22 protein-coding genes and 2 tRNA genes are annotated in these 23,818 nt (G+C 39.8%); 1 reads left to right on the top strand and 23 read right to left on the bottom strand.

Annotated elements, in window-relative coordinates:
* Positions 1-9: 9 nt before the first annotated feature.
* The 5 genes from proC to KJR31_RS01645 all read right to left on the bottom strand — a co-directional run bounded on the left by proC (position 10) and on the right by KJR31_RS01645 (position 5,849).
* Complete coding sequence (gene proC / locus KJR31_RS01665; RefSeq protein WP_214261781.1) at positions 10-807, bottom strand: pyrroline-5-carboxylate reductase; 798 nt, start codon at positions 805-807, stop codon at positions 10-12.
* 3 nt (positions 808-810) lie between these two features.
* A complete protein-coding gene (locus tag KJR31_RS01660; protein ID WP_214261780.1) occupies positions 811-2,073 on the bottom strand; it encodes a glutamate-5-semialdehyde dehydrogenase in 1,263 nt (420 codons plus the stop codon).
* A gap of 9 nt (positions 2,074-2,082) precedes the next feature.
* The gene (gene proB, locus KJR31_RS01655) at positions 2,083-3,192 is read right to left on the bottom strand and encodes a glutamate 5-kinase (RefSeq protein WP_214261779.1); all 1,110 of its coding nucleotides are present in this window, start codon (positions 3,190-3,192) and stop codon (positions 2,083-2,085) included.
* A 161-nt stretch (positions 3,193-3,353) separates the two neighbouring features.
* Positions 3,354-4,550, bottom strand: a complete 1,197-nt coding sequence (gene tuf / locus KJR31_RS01650; RefSeq protein WP_004253262.1) for an elongation factor Tu — start codon at positions 4,548-4,550, stop codon at positions 3,354-3,356.
* 207 nt (positions 4,551-4,757) lie between these two features.
* Entirely contained in the window at positions 4,758-5,849 is a 1,092-nt protein-coding gene (locus KJR31_RS01645) for an AI-2E family transporter (protein ID WP_178894887.1), read from the bottom strand.
* A 105-nt stretch (positions 5,850-5,954) separates the two neighbouring features.
* Between KJR31_RS01645 and pbp3 the strand changes: the two genes are divergently transcribed.
* The gene (gene pbp3 / locus KJR31_RS01640; protein WP_214261778.1) at positions 5,955-7,196 is read left to right on the top strand and encodes a D-alanyl-D-alanine carboxypeptidase PBP3; all 1,242 of its coding nucleotides are present in this window, start codon (positions 5,955-5,957) and stop codon (positions 7,194-7,196) included.
* A gap of 37 nt (positions 7,197-7,233) precedes the next feature.
* Here pbp3 and KJR31_RS01635 read toward each other — a convergent pair whose 3' ends face one another.
* The 18 genes from KJR31_RS01635 to KJR31_RS01550 all read right to left on the bottom strand — a co-directional run bounded on the left by KJR31_RS01635 (position 7,234) and on the right by KJR31_RS01550 (position 23,802).
* On the bottom strand, positions 7,234-8,631 hold the full coding sequence (locus KJR31_RS01635) for an APC family permease (protein WP_214261777.1): 1,398 nt from the start codon (positions 8,629-8,631) through the stop codon (positions 7,234-7,236).
* Positions 8,632-8,754: 123 nt separating this feature from the next.
* Complete coding sequence (sufB, locus tag KJR31_RS01630; RefSeq protein WP_006151262.1) at positions 8,755-10,167, bottom strand: Fe-S cluster assembly protein SufB; 1,413 nt, start codon at positions 10,165-10,167, stop codon at positions 8,755-8,757.
* 57 nt (positions 10,168-10,224) lie between these two features.
* Positions 10,225-10,665, bottom strand: coding sequence for a Fe-S cluster assembly sulfur transfer protein SufU (gene sufU / locus KJR31_RS01625; protein WP_214261776.1), 441 nt, complete (start codon positions 10,663-10,665; stop codon positions 10,225-10,227).
* Positions 10,652-11,878, bottom strand: a complete 1,227-nt coding sequence (locus tag KJR31_RS01620) for a cysteine desulfurase (RefSeq protein WP_214261775.1) — start codon at positions 11,876-11,878, stop codon at positions 10,652-10,654. Before KJR31_RS01620 ends, sufU begins: the two co-directional genes overlap by 14 nt.
* Before the next feature lie 10 nt (positions 11,879-11,888).
* Complete coding sequence (gene sufD, locus KJR31_RS01615) at positions 11,889-13,151, bottom strand: Fe-S cluster assembly protein SufD (protein ID WP_214261774.1); 1,263 nt, start codon at positions 13,149-13,151, stop codon at positions 11,889-11,891.
* Positions 13,152-13,178: 27 nt separating this feature from the next.
* On the bottom strand, positions 13,179-13,949 hold the full coding sequence (gene sufC, locus KJR31_RS01610; protein WP_049499867.1) for a Fe-S cluster assembly ATPase SufC: 771 nt from the start codon (positions 13,947-13,949) through the stop codon (positions 13,179-13,181).
* Positions 13,950-14,102: 153 nt separating this feature from the next.
* Entirely contained in the window at positions 14,103-14,297 is a 195-nt protein-coding gene (locus KJR31_RS01605; protein WP_214261773.1) for a DUF3272 family protein, read from the bottom strand.
* Between the two features lie 22 nt (positions 14,298-14,319).
* Positions 14,320-15,972: a DNA polymerase III subunit gamma/tau gene (gene dnaX / locus KJR31_RS01600; protein WP_214261772.1), complete on the bottom strand. Its 1,653-nt coding sequence runs from the start codon at positions 15,970-15,972 to the stop codon at positions 14,320-14,322.
* The gene (locus KJR31_RS01595) at positions 15,972-16,469 is read right to left on the bottom strand and encodes a GAF domain-containing protein (RefSeq protein ID WP_214261771.1); all 498 of its coding nucleotides are present in this window, start codon (positions 16,467-16,469) and stop codon (positions 15,972-15,974) included. The genes dnaX and KJR31_RS01595 overlap by 1 nt, the downstream gene beginning before the upstream one ends.
* Positions 16,470-16,554: 85 nt before the next feature.
* On the bottom strand, positions 16,555-17,757 hold the full coding sequence (gene rpsA, locus KJR31_RS01590; RefSeq protein ID WP_006145742.1) for a 30S ribosomal protein S1: 1,203 nt from the start codon (positions 17,755-17,757) through the stop codon (positions 16,555-16,557).
* A gap of 158 nt (positions 17,758-17,915) precedes the next feature.
* Positions 17,916-17,987 (bottom strand) — tRNA-Gln (locus KJR31_RS01585).
* A 9-nt stretch (positions 17,988-17,996) separates the two neighbouring features.
* Positions 17,997-18,077: transfer RNA gene (locus tag KJR31_RS01580), tRNA-Tyr, on the bottom strand.
* A 49-nt stretch (positions 18,078-18,126) separates the two neighbouring features.
* Positions 18,127-18,357, bottom strand: a complete 231-nt coding sequence (locus KJR31_RS01575; protein ID WP_214261770.1) for a DUF2969 domain-containing protein — start codon at positions 18,355-18,357, stop codon at positions 18,127-18,129.
* A 131-nt stretch (positions 18,358-18,488) separates the two neighbouring features.
* Complete coding sequence (gene pcp / locus KJR31_RS01570) at positions 18,489-19,133, bottom strand: pyroglutamyl-peptidase I (protein ID WP_214261769.1); 645 nt, start codon at positions 19,131-19,133, stop codon at positions 18,489-18,491.
* A gap of 13 nt (positions 19,134-19,146) precedes the next feature.
* Positions 19,147-20,070: a DUF979 domain-containing protein gene (locus KJR31_RS01565; RefSeq protein WP_214261768.1), complete on the bottom strand. Its 924-nt coding sequence runs from the start codon at positions 20,068-20,070 to the stop codon at positions 19,147-19,149.
* On the bottom strand, positions 20,067-20,756 hold the full coding sequence (locus tag KJR31_RS01560; protein ID WP_214261767.1) for a 5-oxoproline transporter, DUF969 family subunit: 690 nt from the start codon (positions 20,754-20,756) through the stop codon (positions 20,067-20,069). Before KJR31_RS01560 ends, KJR31_RS01565 begins: the two co-directional genes overlap by 4 nt.
* 34 nt (positions 20,757-20,790) lie before the next feature.
* Positions 20,791-22,758 (bottom strand): peptide ABC transporter substrate-binding protein, encoded by a 1,968-nt coding sequence (locus KJR31_RS01555; RefSeq protein WP_214261766.1) that lies wholly within the window; start codon positions 22,756-22,758, stop codon positions 20,791-20,793.
* 21 nt (positions 22,759-22,779) lie between these two features.
* Entirely contained in the window at positions 22,780-23,802 is a 1,023-nt protein-coding gene (locus KJR31_RS01550; RefSeq protein WP_214261765.1) for a branched-chain amino acid aminotransferase, read from the bottom strand.
* Between the last annotated feature and the right edge of the window lie 16 nt (positions 23,803-23,818).

Here is a 23,818-nt window from a genome sequence, read left to right as displayed (position 1 = left end):
TCCGACCTCTTATTTACCTAGTTCTTGTGTTCGTTTGTAGGATTGATAAACTGCATCCATAACCGTGCCTCTATAAGAATGTTCTTCTAGACTTGCTACCCCAGCAATGGTTGCCCCACCTGGACTACAAACTTGATCTTTTAAAACTCCAGGATGTTGTTGAGTCTCTAAAACCATCCGTCCCGCACCCACTACTGTTTGTGCTGCCATTTCCAATGCCTTCTCTCGTGGTAAACCGGTTTGCACTCCTGCATCTGCTAAAGCCTCTATAAATAAATAAACAAAGGCTGGTCCACAACCTGCAAGTCCTGTAGCCGCATCCATTAAATGTTCATTTAAGGCAACTAACTGACCTGCATTTGCTAATAGTTGACAAAAAAGTTCATTGTCTTCTGAATGACAATTTGCAGACATAGCATAACTAATCACTCCTTGGCCAATAGCAACAGGTGTATTTGGCATGATACGAATCAGGCGATGGTGACTTGGAACTAATTTCCCTAATTTTTCCAAGGTTAAGCCAGCTGCCATAGAAATCAAAAGAACACTATCTCTCTTTTCAAGGATAGTCTGGTATTGAGCAAGTAGTTCAGAAAACTGAGCTGGCTTTACTCCTAGAAAAACCACATCTGCTTCTGCAAAAATTTCTTCATTACTGGAAGCCTGGCCACCGAAATTGGCGATGAAAGCATCTACTTTCGCTTGACTGCGATTGGCAAGGAGAATCTGAGCACCCGTCTTGGCCTGCAAAACTGCCTTTGCCAAACTAGCACCCATATTTCCCAAACCGATAAATCCAATCTTCATACTTTACTCCCTTATCTGTCCATCACCAGTGACTACATACTTGTAGCTAGTTAATTCCTTCAAGCCCATTGGTCCACGAGCATGCAGTTTCTGTGTAGAAATTCCCATTTCACAACCTAAACCAAATTGACCACCATCCGTAAAACGAGTTGAAGCATTGACATAAACCGCTGCTGAATCCACTTGCTCAGTGAAATAGATCGCTGCATCTTGATTTTCTGTTACAATCGCATCCGAATGATGGGTGCTATGAGCTTCGATATGCTCAACTGCTTCCTCAAGACTAGAAACGACCTTGACGGCTAAGATATAATCCAAATACTCGGTATCAAAATCTTGGGGCTCAGCTGTTTGTCCAGAAATACATTGACTTGCTTTTTCATCAAGACGAAATTGAATAGGTTGGAATCCAGCTTCTAGACGTTCTTTCACGAGAACTTGCTCTAAACGAGGAAGGAATCTTGCTGCCTTGTCTTCATGAACCAGTAGAACCTCCATGGCATTGCAAACAGAGGGACGACTAGTTTTAGCATTGTTGATGATAGACAGAGCCTTGTCTTCGTCTGCATCCTTATCCACATAGACATGGACAATTCCAGTCCCTGTCTCGATAACTGGCACAATAGCATTCTCAACCACCGCATTAATTAAGCCAGCACCTCCTCGTGGAATGAGAAGATCGAGATAGCCTTTTGCCTTCATCATAGCATAGCTACTTTCACGACTGGTATCCTCCACCAGCTGAATGACATCGGGATGGATTCCGGACTCCTCTAATCCTTTTTTCAAAGCAGTAACAATGGCATGAGCAGTTTGGTAGGCATCCTTACCACTACGAAGAACCACAGCATTTCCGCTTTTTATAGCTAAAGCAGCCGCATCAGACGTGACATTAGGACGACTTTCATAGATAATGCCAATAACTCCCATAGCTACACGTTTCTTAGTAATCACCAATCCATTTTCAAGATGACTAGTTTCTAGGATTTCACCAATTGGGTCTGGAAGAGCAACCACCTCACGAATGCCAGTTGCCATAGTCTCAATTCGTCCTGCGTCTAAATACAGCCGATCCAACATCACATCTGAAATCTTACCTTTAGCCTCTTCCATATCACGAGCATTGGCTGTTAAAATTTCCTCAGTAGCTGCCACTAAGTGTTCAGCCATGGCCAGCAAAGCTTGGTTTTTAACCTCTCCACTAGCTGTGTTGATAGACTTTTTTACAGCCTGTACTTGTTCAAATTGTTCTTGTGTACTTACCATAGTTTACCTCTAAAATTCTGTAAAGAGCAGTTGGATTTCAGGAGTAATGGAAATCCAGTCATCACGGTGAATCAAGACTCCCTTAGCTTTTTGTGACCGTAACATATCTTCTAAGGCAGAAACACCAAATTGGACACGTCCCTTGCCAAGAGACTTCCCTGATTCTTTATCAGCTACGGTTACAATATCATGGTAAGAGAAATTGCCTTCCACTTCTACTACACCAGATAAAAGGAGACTCTTTCCATTTTTTGAAAGTGCTTCTGCAGCTCCACCATCTACCCAGATAACCCCTTGACTCTTTGCATAAAAAGCCAACCATTGTTTTTGAGTACGGAGTCCTTTCTCTTGGGAAACAAAGTATGATCCATCATTGGTCTCTTCAGCTGCTTCAATCAAAGCATCTGGCTTTAAGGAAGAACAGATATAAACAGGAACACCTGACTCAGTTGCAATGGTGGCAGCTTTAATTTTTGTTAACATACCACCTGTACCATTTGATGATCCTGCACCTCCAGCCATATCAATAATCTCACGATTGATAACCTCAATCTTCTCCAAACGTTTAGCTTTTGGATCTGTATTAGGATTCCCAGTATAAAGACCATCCACATCAGTTAAAAGAACCAATAAATCTGCCTGAACCATGGCAGCCACTTGAGCACTCAGAGTATCGTTATCTCCGACCTTAAGTTCATCTATCACAACACTGTCGTTCTCGTTGATGATAGGAATCGCACCACGATTAAGGAGAACTGTTAAAGCTTGATGCGCATTTTTATAACGTCTTTTATCCACAAAATCATCTTGGGTAAGTAATATTTGTGCTGAAACAATACGGCACATCAATAAATTCGTAGTATACTCTTCTAACAGTAAACCTTGCCCTACAGCTGCTGCTGCCTGTTTATCAGCAATTTTTGTCGGTCTTTTCTTAAATCCAAGCGGTCCAAACCCTGCGGCAACAGCCCCCGATGATACAAGAATTATTTCATGACCAGCCTCATGTAACATGGAGAGTTGCTGAGTGATTGCTTTGACTTTACTTCGAGATAAACTACCATCCTCATGGGTCAATGATGATGTACCAACTTTAAATACGATTCGCTTATACTTCATATTCATACTCCAAATTTTATATTTACCAATTTTACCATGAATTTGTGAAAATGTAAAAAAGCTACTCTTATTCGGACTCAATTACAAAAAAAAGAACCTTGCATAGCAAGATTCTTTTAATGTCTGACTTAAATAATTGTTCTTCTGGGAACTAAATCGAATTAAGCTTCGATTTCTGTAACCATACCTGAACCAACAGTACGTCCACCCTCACGGATAGAGAATGTAGTACCTTGTTCTACGGCGATTGGGTGGATCAACTCAACATCGATTGTCACGTTATCACCTGGCATTACCATTTCAGTACCTGCTGGAAGTTCGATTGAACCTGTAACGTCAGTAGTACGGAAGTAGAATTGTGGGCGGTAGTTGTTGAAGAATGGAGTGTGACGTCCACCTTCTTCTTTAGTAAGGATGTAAACTTCACCTTTGAATTTAGTGTGTGGGTTGATTGAACCTGGTTTAGCAATAACTTGTCCACGTTCGATTTCGTCACGTTGAACACCACGAAGAAGGACACCTACGTTATCTCCTGCAAGACCTTCGTCAAGTTGTTTACGGAACATTTCAACACCAGTAACAACTGCTTTTGAAGTTTCTTCTTTGATACCAACGATTTCGATTTCGTCGTTGACACGAACAGTACCACGGTCGATACGTCCTGAAGCAACTGTACCACGTCCAGTGATTGAGAATACGTCTTCGACTGGAAGAAGCAATGGTTTATCAGTGTCACGTTCTGGTTCTGGAATGTACTCATCAACAGTATTCATCAATTCCATGATGATGTCTTCGTATTTAGAGTCACCTTCAAGCGCTTTAAGAGCTGAACCTTGGATAACTGGAAGATCGTCACCTGGGAAGTCGTATTCTGAAAGAAGGTCACGGATTTCCATTTCAACCAATTCAAGCAATTCTTCGTCGTCAACCAAGTCGATCTTGTTCATGAAGACGATAAGGTGTTTAACACCAACCTGACGTGAAAGAAGGATGTGCTCACGAGTTTGTGGCATTGGTCCGTCAGTTGAAGCTACTACAAGGATAGCTCCGTCCATTTGAGCGGCACCAGTGATCATGTTTTTAACGTAGTCCGCGTGTCCTGGAGCGTCGATGTGAGCGTAGTGACGTTTTTCAGTTTCGTACTCAACGTGCGCAGTGTTGATAGTGATACCGCGTTCGCGTTCTTCTGGAGCAGCATCGATAGACGCATAGTCTTTAGGTTGGTTAACTGCTGAAGGCAAGCGACGTGCCAAAACAGTTGTGATAGCTGCAGTTAGGGTAGTTTTCCCGTGGTCAACGTGTCCGATAGTACCAATGTTAACGTGTGGTTTACTACGATCGTATTTTTCTTTTGCCATTTGAGTAAAAGCCTCCAATAAAATATATTTTATAGATAGACAGTAGGCAATACAGTCTAACTTTCCTTACTATTTTATCAAATTTTAGCTAAATTGCAAGTGTTTTACAAAGATTTTGTGAATTATTCTTATTCTTCTTCTCGGTACTCGATTTATTGATAAAAGATAAAAAAAGAAACAGATGAATCTGTTTCTTTTTGAAAATCTTTATTTTTCTTGTACTTCTTTATGTTTTTCATAAAGTCGAACTAGGAATTTGGATATTTCTTTGAGAATCGAGTAGGTAGGAACGGCAACAATCATACCAACGACACCGTAGATATTACTTGACAACAATAATAGGACGAGAATTGTAATCGGATGAACCTTCATGACACCACCCACAATTCGAGGGTATAGGATATTCCCATCTACTTGTTGGATAATCAGCATATAGATAACTGCTATTATCATCTTTTGAGGATCCGTAAACAGATTTGAAATAATCATCGGGATTAATCCAATACTCGGTCCAACATAAGGAATCAGATTCGCTAAACCTGAGAAAATAGCAAAAACTAATGCATATTTTAAGCCAATCACACTATAACCGATAAAAGCCAAACACCCGATAATGAATGCATCGATTGATACTCCACTTATGTAACGGGAAATCGTCGCATTCAAGTTTGTTATTAAACCAGATATATTAAGTTTGTCTCGTTTTAAAATCGTTCTCTCTAGCATCGGTAAGAATTTATGACCATCTAAAAGGAAATAAATCAAGAAAACCGGTGTCATAATAATAATTAAAACAGTGCTAACCAAAGCTGAAAGAACACTTCCAACACTGTTTGTTACACTATTTAAGATATTCTGTAAAATATCGATGTAAGAAAGATTTAATTGTCGGATTGTTTGTTGAATATCTAGCTCTTGGAAAGCAGGATATTTTGATAATTCTATTACTAAATCTTGGAGTCGACCATAAATACCTTGGCTAGAATTAATCAAACTACTCAACTGATTAATCAAAATCGGTAAGAGATATACTACACCTATCACCAGAGAACCAAAGAGAACAAAAAGTGTCAACAAAATCCCGATAATTCGGTTGATTTTACACTCTTTCTCTAAAAAGATAACAATTGGGTTGGTTAGGTAATACAGAAATCCTCCTAATAAGAAGGGAATCATGATTGTATTTATGACACTTACAAATGGTGTAATAATGGCACCCATTTCTCTCCATAGGTAGAAAATAAGGGTTATTAATAATATCTCAGTGGTCCAGAAGAATAATTTATTTCTCCGAAACATAAGCCACCTCCTCTTTTTCCTATTTTACCATATTTCGAAAAAGATTGATAACCTACATTATAAAAACAAGAATATTTTTTGTCTTTATGATAGAATACAATTACTATGAAGAAATTATTTTTAACATTCCTAACACTTATTTCATTTGGTTCGGCTACTACTGTTTTTGCTAAGGATTTTGATGTTGCTGCAAAACACGCCATCGCTGTTGAAGCTAATACTGGTAAGATTTTATATGAAAAAGATGCTACTCAACCTGTAGAAATTGCCTCTATCAGTAAGTTGCTAACTGTTTACTTGGTCTATGAGGCCCTAGAACAAGGTAAAATCACTCTTTCTACTCCGGTAGAAATTTCAGATTATCCCTACCAGTTGACAACCAATTCTGCGGCAAGTAACGTTCCTATGGAAGCTCGTAACTATACTGTTGAAGAGTTGTTAGAAGCAACATTGGTAACTAGTGCCAATAGTGCAGCTATCGCGTTAGCAGAAAAGGTTGCTGGATCGGAAAAAGACTTTGTAGATATGATGAAAGCCAAACTTCTTGAATGGGGAATTCAAGATGCTACCGTCGTCAATTCAACTGGTCTAAATAATGAAACTCTTGGAGATAATATCTATCCAGGTTCTAAGAAAGACGATGAAAACAAATTGAGTGCTTACGATGTTGCTGTTGTAGCTCGTAATCTGATTCTCAAATATCCTCAGGTCCTAGAAATTACCAAGAAACCTTCATCTACTTTCGCAGGAATGACCATTACTTCTACTAACTATATGTTAGAAGGAATGCCTGCTTATCGTGGTGGTATTGATGGTCTTAAGACTGGAACAACTGATAAAGCAGGAGCATCCTTTGTCGGTACAACTGTTGAAAAAGGCATGCGTATCATTACTGTTGTTTTAAACGCCGACAACCAAGATACCAATCCCTACGCTCGTTTCACAGCAACTTCAGCTCTTCTAGATTATATCTCATCCAATTTCGCTCTTCAAACAATCGTCAAACAAGGAGATAGTTATGAAGATAGTAAATCGCCTGTATTAGATGGGAAGGAAGATACAGTTACAGCTGTCGCCAAAGAAGATATCAAAATCGTACAACGTCTGGGTAGTCGTACACAATCAACTATTACTTACACAGCGGACACGACTGAACACACTGCTCCACTAGAGGCAGGAACTGTCGTTGGACATTTGACTTATGAAGACAAGGATCTAGTTGGTCAAGGATACATTACAACTGACAAACCTAGTTTTGAGATGGTCGCAGAAAAAAATGTCGAAAAAGCCTTCTTCTTAAAAGTTTGGTGGAATCGCTTCGTTCGTTTTGTTAACGAGAAGTTATAAAAAATCGAAAAAATCGCGAATTTCGCGATTTTTTTCTTTATTCATTTTTAGCTACAGTCGAATGGTTATATCCATAAACAAAGTAAATAATAACTCCTACTGCTAAGGCTAATACAAATGCTATCCAAGTTTCAAGAGTATATTGAAGCATGAAGGACAGACAAATCAGAATCGATAAGATTGGTAGAAAAGGAACCAAAGGCGTTTTAAATTCTCCCTCTTTAGGTTCCCCCTTGTCTTTTCTTAATTTGATAATTCCATAAGCTAGGAGAATGAGATAAGCTAAGGTACAGATATTGAGAAAGGCTGCAATACTTGCCAAAGGGAAAATCCCTGCAGCCATTGCCGAAACAACTCCTGTTAAGATGGTCGCATTCTTTGGAACACGACTTGTCTTAGTCACTTCTTTAAAAGTCTTAGGCAACAACCCATCACGAGCCAAACTATAAATCATTCGAGACAAGGCGTATGTCATTGAAATACATACTGTAATCAAAGTAAAAATAGCAACCAGAGAAACATAATTAGCTGCCCAACCAATACCAATGCTTCTAAGAGCAAAAGCCACTGCATCATCAACATTGAGCTTACTATAGTGAACGATACCAGTTAATATTAAGGTAACCATGGCATAGAGAATGGTTACAATGGTCAAAGATAAAACAATCCCACGTGGAATATTCTTTTGTGGATTTTGAATTTCATCAACAGCCATGGAAATAGACTCGAAACCTAGAAATCCAAAGAACATGAGTGAAGCTCCTGCCATAATCCCTGTGCTTCCACCGTAAATTTGACCAAAACCAAATGGAGCAAAGTCCGACCAGTTCTCAGGCTTGATATACCAGACTCCAACTAAGATGAATAAAGCAAGAGCAGAAAATTTCAAGACTACTAGAATCGAATTAAAACGCAAAGCTGTTTTCGAATTTAATAAGACAAGACCAGTAACGAGAAGTATGACTAAAATTGGCAGGAGATCAATATAGCTACCTTGTGCTGGGTTAAATGTCCCATTTAGAGCTTGGGGCAGAGAAATTCCGTAATGACTAAGCAAACCTTTAAAGTAAGCAGCCCAACCTGAAGCTACACCAGAGACTGCTGTCATAAATTCCATAATGGTTAGCCAACCAGCTATCCAAGCTGGAAATTCTCCCAAAACCACATATAAATAACTATACGCCCCACCAGTTGCTGGTACACGAGAAGCAAATTCCGCAAAAAAGAGCGCTGATAAGGAAACACAGATTGCTGAGATAACGATAGAAACAACAAGGGCTGGACCTGCTAATGTAGCTGCGGCTGTTCCTGTAATGGTAAAGATACCTGTTCCTACCATGGCACCAATCCCCAAGAGAATTAAATCCCATAATTTCAGATGACGATGCATCTCTGTTTTACCTAGACTTACGTCTTTGGTTCTAAAAATATTCATAATTCATCTCCACTAACAATAATTGTTTTATTTTACCATAAAAAATGGAATTTGTGAATATTTATAAAATTGTATATAAAAAACTGAACAAATTTGTATTTGTTCAGTTTTTATTTATAATGTTTATCCGACAGATCCTTCCATTTCATAGCTAATCAAGCGGTTAAGCTCAACTGCATATTCCATTGGCAGTTCTTTGGTGAAGGGCTCTACAAATCCCATAACGATCATCTCAGTTGCCTCAGATTCTGACAATCCACGACTCATGAGGTAGTAGAGTTGTTCTTCTGAAATCTTAGAAACCTTAGCTTCGTGCTCCAAAGCAACTTGCGAGTTGTGAATTTCATTAAACGGAATGGTATCCGATGCTGACAAGTCATCCATGATAATGGTATCACACTCGATGTGAGAAACAGATTTCTTAGAGTTCTTGTTAAAGGTTACTTGTCCACGATAGTCAACCTTTCCTCCGCCTTTGGCAATGGATTTAGACACGATTGATGAACTTGTATGCGGTGCATTGTGGATCATCTTGGCACCAGTATCCTGGTGTTGACCAGCATTGGCAAAGGCAATCGAAAGCATGGTTCCACGCGCACCTTCTCCATCAAGGTAAACAGATGGGTATTTCATAGTTGTTTTGGCACCTAAGTTTCCATCAATCCACTCAACAGTCGCATCTTTCAAGGCTTTAGCACGTTTTGTTACCAAGTTATAGACGTTATCAGACCAGTTTTGAATAGTTGTATAACGCATATAAGCTCCATCCAAAGCAAAGATTTCCACAATAGCCGCGTGCAAGCTATTGCTTGAATAAGTAGGCGCTGTACATCCTTCTACATAGTGGACACTTGCTCCCTCATCAACGATAATCAAGGTACGTTCGAACTGACCTGTATTTTCGTTATTGATACGGAAGTAAGTTTGAAGTGGAATATCCACTTTAACTCCTTTTGGTACATAGATAAAAGTTCCACCTGACCATACTGCTGAGTTGAGTGCAGCCAACTTGTTATCAGTCGGAGGTACTAACTTCGCAAAGTATTGTTTAAACAAGTCTGGGTACTCTTTGAGGGCAGAATCTGTATCTGTAAAGATAATTCCTAACTTCTCAAATTCTTCCTTCATGTTATGGTAAACCACTTCTGACTCATACTGGGCAGAAGCTCCAGCTAGATAAGCACGCTCAGCTTCAGGAATCCCAATACGTTCAAAGGTTTCTTTGATTTTTTCAGGAACTTCATCCCAAGAACGAGCTGGTTTATCAGATGGTTTTTGGTAGTAGATCAAGTCATCAAAGTCAATCTCTGACAAGTCTGCTCCCCAAGTTTGCATGGGCATTTTTTTGAAGGTTTCATAAGATTTCAAACGGAATTCCAACATCCACTCAGGTTCTCCCTTAGCAGCTGATAGTTCACGAATGACATCTTCATTCAATCCTTTTCCTGTCGATAGGACAGGCTCTACATCGTCATGGAAACCAAATTTATATTCACCAAGATCAATTGGTTTTGGTTCTACTCTTTCTTCAGCCATAATATCCTTTCTTTCATTCTTTATTTCTAATGATTTATAAGACAAAGAAAGCTTGTCTTATTTGTTTTCTTGGTCTTCAATTGTTTTTTTAAGGGCATTCCAAGCTAGGGTTGCACACTTGATTCGCTGAGGGAATTTGGCAACTCCTGATAAGAAAGCTGCATCTCCAAGTTGATCTTGACGCTCATCCTTTTGACCTTGAACCATTTCAGAAAAAATGGTCGCAAGCTCTAGGATTTCTTGCTTGGTCTTTCCTAAAACTGCATCTGTCATCATACTAGCAGAGGCAGTTGAAATCGTACAACCAGAGTTTAGAAAAGCGATATCTTCCAAACGATCGTCAGCACCAAACTTAACAGAGAGATTAATCACATCACCACAGGTCGGATTGTTAAGACTGATTTGTTCAGCATCTTCTAGCTTCCCTTGGTGATGGGGATTTTTCGAATGGTCTGCCACCACTGCCATATAGAGGCTATCTAGTTTAGAAAGTGCCATTGAAAAACTCCTTTGTCTTTTGTAAGGCATCGACCAGCTTGTCGCAATCTGCCTTGGTATTGTAGATATAAAAACTTGCGCGAGCTGTTGCTGGGACATCCAAATACTGAAGCAAGGGTTGAGCACAATGATGACCAGCACGAACGGCTACTCCCTCATAATCCAAAGCGGTCGCAAGGTCGTGAGGATGGAGATCACCTAGGTTAAAGGCAATAACACCCGAACGTTGAGCCAGGTCCTGAGAACCATAAATAGTCAGTCCTTCAATTGCCTGAAGTTTTGGATAGACGTAGGCTATCAATTCTTGTTCATGGGTTTCTATGGCATCCATACCAATATTTTCTAAATAATCCACTGCAGCAGCAAGCCCAATTGCACCAGCCATATTAGGAGTTCCAGCCTCAAATTTCCAAGGCAATTCCTTCCAACTAGCAGTTTGCTCATAGACGAAATCAATCATTTCACCGCCAAATTCAACTGGTGACATTTGCTCCAGATACTTTTCTTTGCCATAAAGAACACCAATACCAGTTGGACCAGCCATCTTGTGACCTGAAAAGGCAAAGAAGTCCACATCCAAGTCCTGAACATCAATCTTCATATGAGGAGTAGATTGAGCACCATCCACCACCATGATGGCTCCAACTTGATGAACCAATTGAGTGATTTCTTTGATAGGATTGACCACACCAAGAACATTTGAAGCATGGGCGAGTGAAACAAATTTTACCTTGTCAATCAATTTAGAACGCAAATCATCCATATCTAGAGCTCCATCCTTGAGATAAACATAGACAAGCTCAGCCCCAGTCTTGCGACAGGCCTCCTGCCAAGGAATGATGTTGGAATGGTGTTCCATGACAGAAATCAAAACCTGGTCTCCCTCAGTCAGGATTTCTTCCGCATAACGCGCTACCCAGTTAAGACTAGTTGTCGTACCTCTAGTAAAGAGAACTTCCTTTGTAGAGCCTGCATTGATAAACTTAGCAATAGTTTCACGGGCAGCTTCATAAGATGCTGTCGCACGCTCAGCCAAGGTGTGAACCCCTCGGTGAACATTGGCATTGTCGTGCTCATAGTAGTGGTTAATGGCTTCCATTACTGCTAGTGGTTTTTGTGTCGTCGCAGCATTGTCCAGATAGATCAAAGGTTCATCGTTGACGATCTGGTCTAAAATTGGAAAATCCTTGCGAATCGCTTCTACATCTAACATAGGCTTCCCCTTAGCGTTTTGACAATTTTTCTTCAATAGTTGCAATCATTTCATCACGAACTTCTTTGACTGGAATCTCAACAATAACGGAGCCTAGGAAGCCACGAACAACCAAACGTTCTGCAGTTGCCTTATCTAATCCACGGCTCATGAGGTAGTACATATCTTCTGGATCCACTTGTCCAATAGACGCTGCGTGTCCTGCAGTAACATCATTTTCATCAATCAAAAGAATTGGGTTGGCATCTGAACGAGCCTGATCTGAAAGCATGAGAACACGGCTCTCTTGTTGCGCATCTGCTCCTTTAGCTCCCTTGATGATGTGTCCAATACCATTGAAAGTCAAAGTCGCTTTTTCAAGGATAACCCCATGTTGAAGGATATTACCGATAGAGTTGCAACCATAGTTAGTTACTCGAGTATCAATCCCCTGTACCTGACGACCACTTGAAAGAGCTACGACCTTGAGGTCTGCATGGCTACCATTTCCAAGCAAGTCACTATCAAAGTCAGCAACAACGTTTCCTTCGTTCATGACACCGATTGCCCAGTCAATACTTGCATCGTTACCTAGTTTACCACGGCGGCTAATGTAGGCAGTGACGTTTTCACCTAGACGATCAATCGCAGCAAATTTCACTTGTGCACCTGAACGTGCAATGACTTCAACTGTGATATTGGCAGTTGCCTTAGCACTACCCTCACCGCGTGATTCTAAACGTTCGAGGTAACTAATTTTAGAGTTTTTACCAGCAATGATAAGAATATGCTTGTTAAATGGCACATCACTATCACTATCTTGGTAGAAAATTCCTTCGATTGGTTCTGTGATTTCGACATTGTCTGGAATGTAGAGAACCGCACCACTGTTAAAGTAAGCTGTGTGATAGGCTGCCAACTTGTCATCGTCATACTTAACAGATGACATGAAGAATTCTTCGATCAGCTCTGGAATTTCTTCTAAAGCTGAATGGAAGTCTGTGAAGACAACACCCTGTTCAGCCAATTCAACTGGTGTTTGTTCAAAAACAGTCTGCGTTCCTACTTGAACCAACTTCAAGTGATTATCAAGAGCTGTGAAGTCAGGAACATTTGCTGACGGTTCACTTTCTGTAATGGTTCCATCTCCCAGATTCCAACGGTGGAATTTGACACGCTCAATAACTGGTAATTCCAAACTCTCAATCTTATCAAAAGCTTTTTGACGGAGGTCAGACAACCAGCTTGGTTCAGCGTGCATTTCTGAAAAAAGTTTAATAGTTTCTTTAGTCATTTACTTCTCCTAAAAGATACGAGGGAATTACAATTCTTCCTTGTAGTCATAGCCAAGTTCTTCAGCTAGTTTTGCGTATCCTTCACGTTCCAAACGCGCAGCTAATTCTGGACCACCAGAAAGAACAACACGACCTTCCATCATCACGTGTACCACGTCTGGTGTGATATAGTTCAAAAGACGTTGGTAGTGAGTAATGATCATAGCACCGAAGCCTTCACCACGCATGGCATTAACACCCTTAGAAACAACTTTAAGAGCGTCAATATCAAGACCAGAGTCAATTTCATCCAGAAGGGCGAAAGTTGGTTCCAACATCAAAAGCTGAAGAATTTCATTGCGTTTTTTCTCACCACCAGAGAAACCTTCATTGAGATAACGCTCTGCCATTTCTTCTTTCATGTTGAGCAATTCCATCTTCTCGTCTAGTTTAGTGATAAACTCACGAACTGAAATCTTCTCATCATCTTCTTTTCCTGCATTCATAGCTGCACGAAGAAATTCGGCATTAGTAATTCCAGGAATTTCTGATGGGTATTGCATAGCTAGGAAAAGTCCCATACGCGCACGCTCATCAACTTCCAATTCAAGGATATTTATACCGTCAAACAAGACTTCACCTTTAGTGACTTCATAGTTTGGGTTCCCCATAATAGCAGCTGAAAGAGTAGACTTACCGGTACCATTTGGTCCCATGATAGCTGCAATTTCTCCTGTTTTAAGAGTCAGATTGACCCCTTTTAAAATTTCTTTTCCTTCAATTTCAACGTGAAGATCTTTGATCTCTAATACTGACATGATAGTTCCTTTCTTTTCGTTTCTCCTTACCGTATTCACTTAAAATTAACTTTTTAAAGCCTTTGAAAAATACGGTAAAATGTCAATAAATATACTTTAATAGTATAACAAAAAAAAGCCTAAAAGGCTTTGATTTTGTCTAGAAGCTAGGAGCTACTTCTTCCCTTGAAAATGATCATCTATAGCGCTCACAATTTTACCCATGATATAACTCACGCGAAAATTTCTTAGGATCAAAATAACCCAAAGAAAGGCCACGATATACCGTTGCTCCATGATGGATTCATTAAAGAAATAAGTCTCAGCAGCAGTAAATAAGGCCATGATAATAAATTGTTGTCTGTTCATAGTCTACTACCACCAATTCCTTTTAGTCTTCTGCTATGGTCACTTTATCTGCTAAAAATTCAAAGCCTTGAGGAAGAATTGACTCCTCAGTCTCTTCCTTATTGACTTGTTCTTGAGAACCTTTAGCTCTGCTTGAAAATGCAGCTCGAACTTCCTTCCATTCTTCCATAGAAATAGCAAGAATCTCTGGAGAAAATCCAGCAGCACGACTAAGAATATTGCCAAACATGGTGTTAAGATTGTCTCGTTTCATGGTTTGACCAGCATTGAAATTCGATTCAAAAGCCAAAATCGCATGATGTTCGTTTGCTGCAACCGGTTTAGAACCAGCCAAGAGTGCCTTATCTGGACCTGATAAACTTTCGATGACTTCTCCCCAAGCATTCTGAAGACGAATTAAGTTTTGTCGGGCCAAGTCTGGATTTTCTACTGCTTCTTGAAGAATAGACTGCACCTTATTTCGGTCCACACGATAGATTGACTTAGAGCTGGTCGGACGGCTTGTTTGCTTAGGGTTAGAACCAACATTGGCAAGAGCTTGTTTCAATCGTGCAACTTCTTCTCGAAGAGAGGACAACTCTTCAGCTACCTCACCTGAAAGTTCTGGTTGAAAATCAATTTCTGCTAAACGGATGGTCATCATTTCGGCGTAAATCTTAGGTTGTAGACTAGACTTAATGTCAGATAGACTTCTAGTAGCAAGGCTAATCATCTCAAACAAGACATCCTGCGGAAGAGCTAAGTTTCTCTCAAATGCATCACTATGATGTGTATTTTCTCCGCCTGCTTGAACAATTAAGATATCACGTAGATATTGCAGCAAATCAACTACAAATCGTGTCATGCTCTTTCCATTCTCAAAAATCAGATCAAGATTTTCCAAGGCGCCCGGTACATCCTTTTGAGCTAAAGCAGCTACGTAATTATCTAAGGCACTTAAACTAATGGTCCCTGTGATTTCTTCTGAGACTGCAGTTGTCAAGGTAGCTTCCTGGGTTAAACTTAATGCTTGGTCAAGAATTGACAGGGCATCTCGCATTCCACCTTCAGCCCGTCGAGCAATAATTTCAACAGCCTCTGTTTCGTAATCAATCCCTTCATTTTCTAAAATCTGGAAGATATGATCTCGAATATCCTGAGTCTTAATAGATTTAAACTCAAATCGTTGAACACGAGACAAAATCGTTGCAGGAATTTTATGGAGCTCAGTCGTTGCCAAAATAAAAACAACATTTGGAGTTGGTTCTTCCAGTGTTTTCAAAAGGGCATTAAAGGCACCTGTTGAAAGCATATGAACCTCATCAATGATATAAACCTTATACTGAGCTATACTTGGAGCATAAGTTGATTTATCACGAATATCACGAATTTCATCAACCCCATTATTAGAAGCTGCATCCATTTCAATAACGTCTTCTAAACTTCCATCCGTTACAGCTTGACATATATAACAGTTATTACATGGTTCTCCCCCTACTTGATTAGGGCAATTCATAGCCTTAGCAAATATTTTAGCTACACTGGTTTTACCAGTTCCACGAGGCCCAGAAAATAAGTAAGCATGACTAATCTTATCCTGTTCCACAGCCTGTTTAAGGGTTCTAGCAACAACTTCCTGGCCTACTAGCTGTGAAAAATTTTGACTTCTATACTTTCGATAAAGCGCCTGATACATTATGCTTTCTCCTCAAACATTGAAAATTTCCATTCTGTTTTATCTAGTAGAATGGACACAAACTCTTCTAAATACTGTTGATCTATGTAATCATAATCATCTACCTGAGATGAATCCAAATCCAATACACCCAGAAGTTGCCCATCTTTTACCATAGGAAGTACAATCTCGCTACGAGCACTACTATCACAAGAAATATAGTTTGGATAAGTCTTGACATCACCAACGATAACTGTTTGACGGCTAGCCGCTGACTCTCCACAAACTCCTTTTCCGAGCGCAATTCTAACACATGAAACTCCACCTTGAAATGGGCCCAAAATAAGCTCATTTCCATCATACAGATAGAAACCCGCAAAAACAGTATGCGGAAAGTTCATTTTTAAGAGAGCACTAGCATTTGATAAATTTGCTAAAACATTAGGCTCTCCTTCTAAAAGTGCAGTAAGCTGATCATTAACCATTTGATAAATGGATTCTTTTTCGGAATATAACATAAAACCATTATATCAAAAAATACTAGTTGAAAAAAGAAAAATCCCTTGTTTCAACAACAAAGGATTTGTAATTAAATCTGATTGATTAAAGCTCGATGTCTCCGAACAAGTCAGCCATTGAGAATCCAGTTTGTGTTTCTGGAAGTTCAAAGTCACGTTTTTCTTGACGTTTTGGACGACGTGGACGTGGAGCACGTTTTTCTTCGTTTTGTCCTTCTTCTTGAGCTGGACGTTCTTCAAGAGCTTTGATAGAAAGTGAAACGCGTTCTGCATCAGCATTAACATCAAGAACTTTAACAGTAACTTCTTGACCAACTGTAAGAGCTTCTTTAGGATTTTCAATACGTTTGTGTGAAATTTGTGATACGTGAACAAGTCCATCGATACCTGGCAATACTTCAACAAATGCACCGAAGTCAGTCAAACGTTTAACTGTACCTTCTACAACGTCACCTTTAGCCAATTTTTGCTCAACGCCATCCCATGGTCCAGGTGTTGTTGCTTTAAGTGAAAGTGATACACGTCCTTCTTCTTCGTTAAGATCAAGGATTTTCACTTCAACTTCTTCACCAACAGTTACAACTGATTTTGGTGAAACGTTACGTTCGTGTGACAATTCAGTCAAGTGAACCAATCCATCAACACCACCAAGGTCGATGAAAGCACCGAAGCTTGTGATACGAGCAACTTTACCAGTTACAACATCACCAACAGCCAATTTACCGAAAACTTCTGCACGAGCTGCTGCAGTAGCTGCTTCTACAACTTCACGACGTGAAAGGATAAAGCGGTTTTCTTTAGGATCAACTTCTTTGATTTTAGCTTCAAATTCTTGACCTACGAAACGCTCAGTGTTACGTACGAAACGAGTATCCAACATTGAAGCTGGGATAAATCCACGCAAACCTTCAAATTCTACTGAAAGTCCACCTTTAACAGCGCGAGTTCCTTTAACTGTAACAACTTCTTCTTCGCGTCCTACAAGTTTGTCCCATGCTTTGCGAGCTTCAAGGCGTTTTTTAGATACAAGGTATGTTACTGTATCAGTATCTTTACCAACTACTTGACGAAGTACAAGAACATCAAATACTTCACCTACTTTTACAAAGTCATTGATATCAGCATCGCGATCGTTTGTCAATTCGCGAAGAGTCAAGACACCTTCAACACCAGTTCCTGAGATTGCAACGTTAGCTTGATTAGCATCAACTGTCAATACTTCAGCACTAACAACATCACCAGGTTCAACTTGGCTAACGCTATTTAGCAAATCTTCAAATTCATTCATCTAAAAAATCCTCCAACAATCAAGTTTTTCCAACTTGACATACTTATAATTTTTTTCCTAAGCACCCGCAACGACATGAACATCTCGAACGTCTTCAATTATAAAAATAAAATACCCTAAGATATTTTTCTTTTTATCTTGAATTTATTACCTAAGAACTGGGGTAGCTGGATTCGAACCAACGCATGAGGGAGTCAAAGTCCCTTGCCTTACCGCTTGGCTATACCCCAATGGTGATATGGAGAGAGAGGGATTCGAACCCCCGAACCCGAAGGAGCGGATTTACAGTCCGCCGCGTTTAGCCTCTTCGCTATCTCTCCGACAATCAACGAAAACTATTATATCATGAAAATTTGCAAAAAACAAGCATTATTTTGCTAAATTATAGTTCTCAATCAATATTTCCACAGCTTTTTCAAGATTCTTGTAAAAACTATCGACATTTCCATTCTTTACGATAGCAAATTGGTCATCTAGTTCGGCAATTTCACCGATTATTTTTTTCCCGATTGTTAATGTGTAACCAGAGTAATTATCTTTTCCAACTGCTACTTTAGCATCAGCTAATTGAATCTCAATTTTTTTATCTTTTTTACTCATACGATACCTCTTTTCATTTTTTCTATTTTACAAGAAATTCCTCAATCTAGCAAGAAAAAACTCTCTATCAAACCAATATTGATAAAGAGTTATCTGAATAAAATAGGGATTTTTTTCTTTAGTTTTTATAATTAGTGAGTCGTCCCTCCGACTAATTTCAAATCTTTATCTTTATGGTCTACAATAGCGCCAATCGCTGCTTCGATCCCTCTGACAATATCTCTTAAGCACATGGATGCAGTATTAGGCTTATTAACCACTTGTTCTGTCATATAGGGAATATGCATAAAGCCCGCTCTCATATTTGGAAACTTTTTATCAGCTAAATAGAGTGCCTGATACATCAAATGGTTGCAAACAAAGGTTCCTGCTGTATTGGATACAGTAGCTGGTAATCCTTCCTCTTTTATGGCTTGTACCATTGCTTTGATAGGCAGAGTGCTAAAATAAGCAGCTTGACCATCTTCGCGGATAGGAGTGTCAATCGGCTGATTCCCTTGATTATCTGGGATTCTAGCATCATCTTGGTTGATGGCGACTCGCTCAGGAGTTAAACTCGCCCTTCCTCCGGCTTGCCCAATACAAAGAACAACATCTGGTTGGTATTTTTCGATTTCTGCTTCTAAAACTTCTGACGCCTTATAAAAGACTGTTGGAATCTCTACCCAAGCAATCTCAGCTCCACGAATTTTAGACGGTAACGATTTAACAGCTTCTAGAGCCGGATTGACCTTTTCGCCACCGAAAGGATCAAAACCTGTTACTAATATTTTCATTTTATTTCCTTTACTAAAATGCCAAAAAGTACATCAGAAATACATGTATGATAATCATGACAGTAGCTACTCCTACTTGCGCTTTGATAACGCCATTTGGATCTTTCATATCCAGAAGGGCCACAGGTAGAGTATTGAAATTGGCAGCCATTGGGGTTAATAGAGTCCCACAACAACCTGCTGTCATAGCAAGAGCACCCGCCACTATTGGATCTGCTCCCAAGGAAAATACAAAGGGAACACCAATTCCAGCTGTAATGACTGTGAAAGCAGCAAATGCATTACCCATTATCATGGAAAATAGAACCATACCAAGGACATAAGCTACCACACCCATAAAACGACTACCCGAAGGCACTAGACCGCTTATCAAATGCGAAATCAAGTCTCCCACTCCTGCTACGGTAAAAATCGCACCCAAAGCTCCTAAAAGCTGAGGAACAATACCACTGGTTGAAACTTGTTGGACCATTCGATTGTTTTCTGCTAATAAGCTCTTAGGAGAACTCTTGGTAATGAAAAGAAGAGACAGGGTTGCAAAAAATGCTGCAAGGCTGATAGCAATCTTACTAAACTCAGGAATCATTTTTGCTAATACCAAAGCAATTAAAGCCATCAGCATGACCGGAATAAAAATTTTATTCTTTAGTCGTCTAGCTTCAATATTGGCCTTGACTTCATCCAGAGACGGCAAGGTTCCAATACGAACCTGTTTAAAGAGAGTTAATAGTGCTAATATCACTACGATAACTCCAATACAGATAGATGGTAGATAAGAACCGCCAATAAAACTAATGCCCAATAACGCCCAAAACCCAGCCGTTCCATAGCGAACTGGGTTTGTTTTATCTCTATAGCTACAATAAGCCGTATGAAGGAATTGACAACCAATCACAATATAGGTCACCTCTAATAACTGTCTTGCTAGATTAGTCATTCTTCCTTTCCTTTACTAACTTTATTTGCTAGTAGTTTTCTATCAAACAGATAATTGTAAATTCCTACTACAATAAGGGCAAGCCCTGCAACTATAAGGGAAGCTGAAGCAATTCCTGCATAATTGCTTTCGTAACCCAATTGGTCCAGTGTGCCCCCCACCAAGAGGACACCACCTGCACCAACGAAAGTGTTCTGAGCAAAGAAATTTGCAAAATTATCATTTGCTGCTGCACGCGCTTTTAGCGCTTCGCTCTCCTGCTCCGTTAATTTTCTACCTAATTGTGACTCTGCTGCTGCTTGTCCCATGGGTTGAACCAAAGGCCTTACAAACTGTGGCTGCCCTCCGATACGAATGGCAAAGAAACTGTCAAGTTCCCGAAAAAAGAAATAAACGGTATAAAAACTTCCTACGGTCAGTCCTTTAATCTTTTGAATCAAGTCAATTGAACGTTGCTTGAGGCCAAAAGTTTCAGATAAACCAACCAAGGGCAAGGTTACCATAAAAATCGTAAGAACTCGTTGATTGCTAAATTCTCTTCCTAAAATATCCAAGAACTCAACAAGAGAAACTCCAGAAACTAGAGCTGTAACTAAACTAGCTAAGACTACCGTTGCGATGGTATCTAATTTATAGATAAAACCAATCACAATGATAACTATCCCTATTAGTTTAATCCATTCCATAAAGGCCCCTTTATTCCAAAAATACTAGTCTGTTTTATTTGACATGACTTTCTAGTTCTTTTTGGTATTTACTGTTTGATTCCAATTTTTCTTTTTGCCATTTTTCAAGAGCTGCTTGATATTCTTTAGCAGATACAATTTCTTTTTGCAATTTCATTCCCTTGAAGATATATGGATCACCCTTAATACCTACTTGTGAGTATGGTTTAGAGAATGGAACGACGTTGCTGACAACTGGTGAGCCACCTGATGAAGCTGTTGGCATCAAGAGAGAACTATCAGTGAGCCATGCTTGAGCTTTAGCATATTTTTCATATCTCTTGTCCAAATCGTTTGTTTCAGAAACCGCATCATCCAAGAGTTTCTTATATTCGTCTAGACCAAGTTGAGCTACTACTTCCTTGTCTTTTCCTTTAGTAATACCAAGGTGTTTCATAGCAGAACCAGTCTTAGGATCCATGATATTGAGATAACTTGCTGGGTCTTGGTAGCTTGGAGCCCATCCAGTACTATTCAAGTCATAGTCTTTTTGAGCTGGAACACGCGCTTGCGATGTAATACTTTCCTTTTCGTTATCGGTCATCTGAAGGACATCAATCACGACATTTTCAGAACCAAGAGTTGACTCGATTGATTGTTTGAAGGAATTGCTTTGTTGAACAGCAATGGTATCTGTTTGCTCAACTGGAACATCCAAGTGAATTGGGAAAGTTACACCTTTTGCTTCCAATTCTTTCTTAGCTTTTTCAAATGAAGCTTTGGCTTTATCAGGATTGTAGATAGTATCTTTTCCGTCTACAAGCTCAACGCCTTTCCATTGGTCACCGTAGTTAACCAATTCTGCTTGAGCGATGTCACCAAAGTTTTTACCGCCAGATTGTACAAAGTTATCTGGAACTAGGCTGTTACGAATAATCTTATCCGCACCATCTTCACCGTTGAGCTGTGCAGCATATGAATGACGGTTGAAGGCAAAGTTGATTGCTTGACGGAAGTCCTTGTTCAGCATTGCTTCTTTTGTAGAAGTTTTCTGTTCTTCACTTGTTTTTGCAGTCTTATTGTAAGATTGACGGTTTACGTTAAAGGTAAAGTAGTAACTAGTTGAATCCTGTGGGCTGTAAGTAATTTTGTCTCCGTATTGTTCCAAAGTAGAAGCAAAGTTTGAGCTACTTGGGAAGATACGAGCTGTTGTATAAACACCTGAAGAGAAGCTACGGATCAATGATTCTTGGTCAGAACCATCATAATAGGTCAATTTAACCTTCTCAATTTTAACCTTCTCTTTATCCCAATAATTTGGATTCTTTTCGTATTCGATTAACGATTTTGAAGTCAAAGTCTTGAGGATATACGGACCGTTATAAAGAATACCAGATGGACTTACTGCTCCGTAGTTCTTACCAGAAGCTTTGAGGAATTCCTCGTTTACCGGCAACATGGTCGCTGAAGTCACTTTTGAATTCCAGAAACTTTCAGGTGCATTAAGAGTGTACTGGACTGTATAATCGTCCAACGCCTTAACTCCAACTGTTGAGAAGTCGTTAGTCTCACCAGTCATATATTCATTCAAGCCCTTGATGGAGTTTTGAATAAGAGTGACACCGTCTGATTTACCATCTGCAACGTGTTTCAATCCTGTAACAAAGTCATGCGCAGTTACTTCAGCGTATTCTTCACCCTCTGAGGTATACCATTTAACTCCTTTACGAAGTTTATAAGTATAAGTCAAACCGTCTTGTGAGACGCTCCAATCCTCAGCTAGAGATGGAACCAAATTCCCATATTCGTCGTTTTCCAACAATCCATCAACAACGTTACCGATGATATCCGTTGTTGAAGTACGAGTTGCAATACTGTAGTCCAAAGATGATGGGTCTACTCCATAGACGTAAGAGAAGGTAGTAGGTGCGTCTGCTTCCTTGTCAGCTTTACCACAAGCCACAAGAAGAACTGCTGTACTCAGGACCACTCCTGCTGTTAACATCCACTTTTTCGTTTTCATAAAGATCTCCTTTAAAAATGTTTAATCTACTTTTACAATCCAGCCTTCTGGTGCTTCAATGTCACCAAATTGGATACCTGTCAATTCATCGTATAGTTTACGAGTCACTGGACCAACCTTTGTTTCACTGTAGAAAACATGGAAATCATCACCGTGTTGGATTCCCCCAATAGGTGAAATTACGGCTGCAGTACCACAGGCACCTGCTTCTACAAATCGATCCAGACTATCAATTGGTACATCTCCCTCAACAGGCTTCAAGCCCAATCGATGCTCTGCCAAGTAAAGTAATGAGTACTTGGTAATAGATGGCAAGATTGATGGACTCAATGGCGTTACAAACTCATTATCAGCTGTAATCCCAAAGAAGTTTGCTGAACCGACTTCTTCAATCTTGGTGTGGGTTGAGGGGTCAAGATAAATAACATCTGAGAAATGACGGGATTTAGCCATTTTTCCTGGCAAAAGACTAGCTGCATAGTTCCCACCAACCTTGGCAGCCCCTGTTCCATTTGGTGCAGCACGGTCATACTCATCTTGAATCAAGAAGTTTGTTGGAACCAAACCCCCTTTAAAGTAATTTCCAACTGGCATGGCAAAGATGGTGAAAATATACTCCTCTGCTGGTTTTACCCCAATGATATCTCCAACACCAATCAAAAGTGGACGGAGGTAGAGGGTTCCACCAGTCCCATAAGGTGGTACGTATTCTTCATTAGCACGAACAACTGCTTTACATGCTTCTACAAACATTTCTGTCGGAACTTGAGGCATCAAGAGACGATCACAGGTGCGTTGCAGACGTTTGGCATTTTCATCTGGACGAAAGAGTTGTACGCTACCATCCTTTGTACGATAGGCTTTTAATCCTTCAAATGCTTGTTGTCCATAGTGAAGACTTGGAGATGATTCTGAAATGTGAAGAGTTGAGTCCTCGGTTAATTCTCCTTGAGTCCATTGTCCATTTTTATAATAAGCGATATAACGATAAGGTAGTTTCATATAGGAAAAACCGAGATTTTCCCAATCGATTGTAACTGTCATGACAATCTCCTTTATT

Source organism: Streptococcus infantis, assembly GCF_018499575.1.
Lineage (GTDB): Bacteria > Bacillota > Bacilli > Lactobacillales > Streptococcaceae > Streptococcus > Streptococcus infantis_K.
This window is presented reverse-complemented; position numbering and strand designations above follow the sequence as displayed.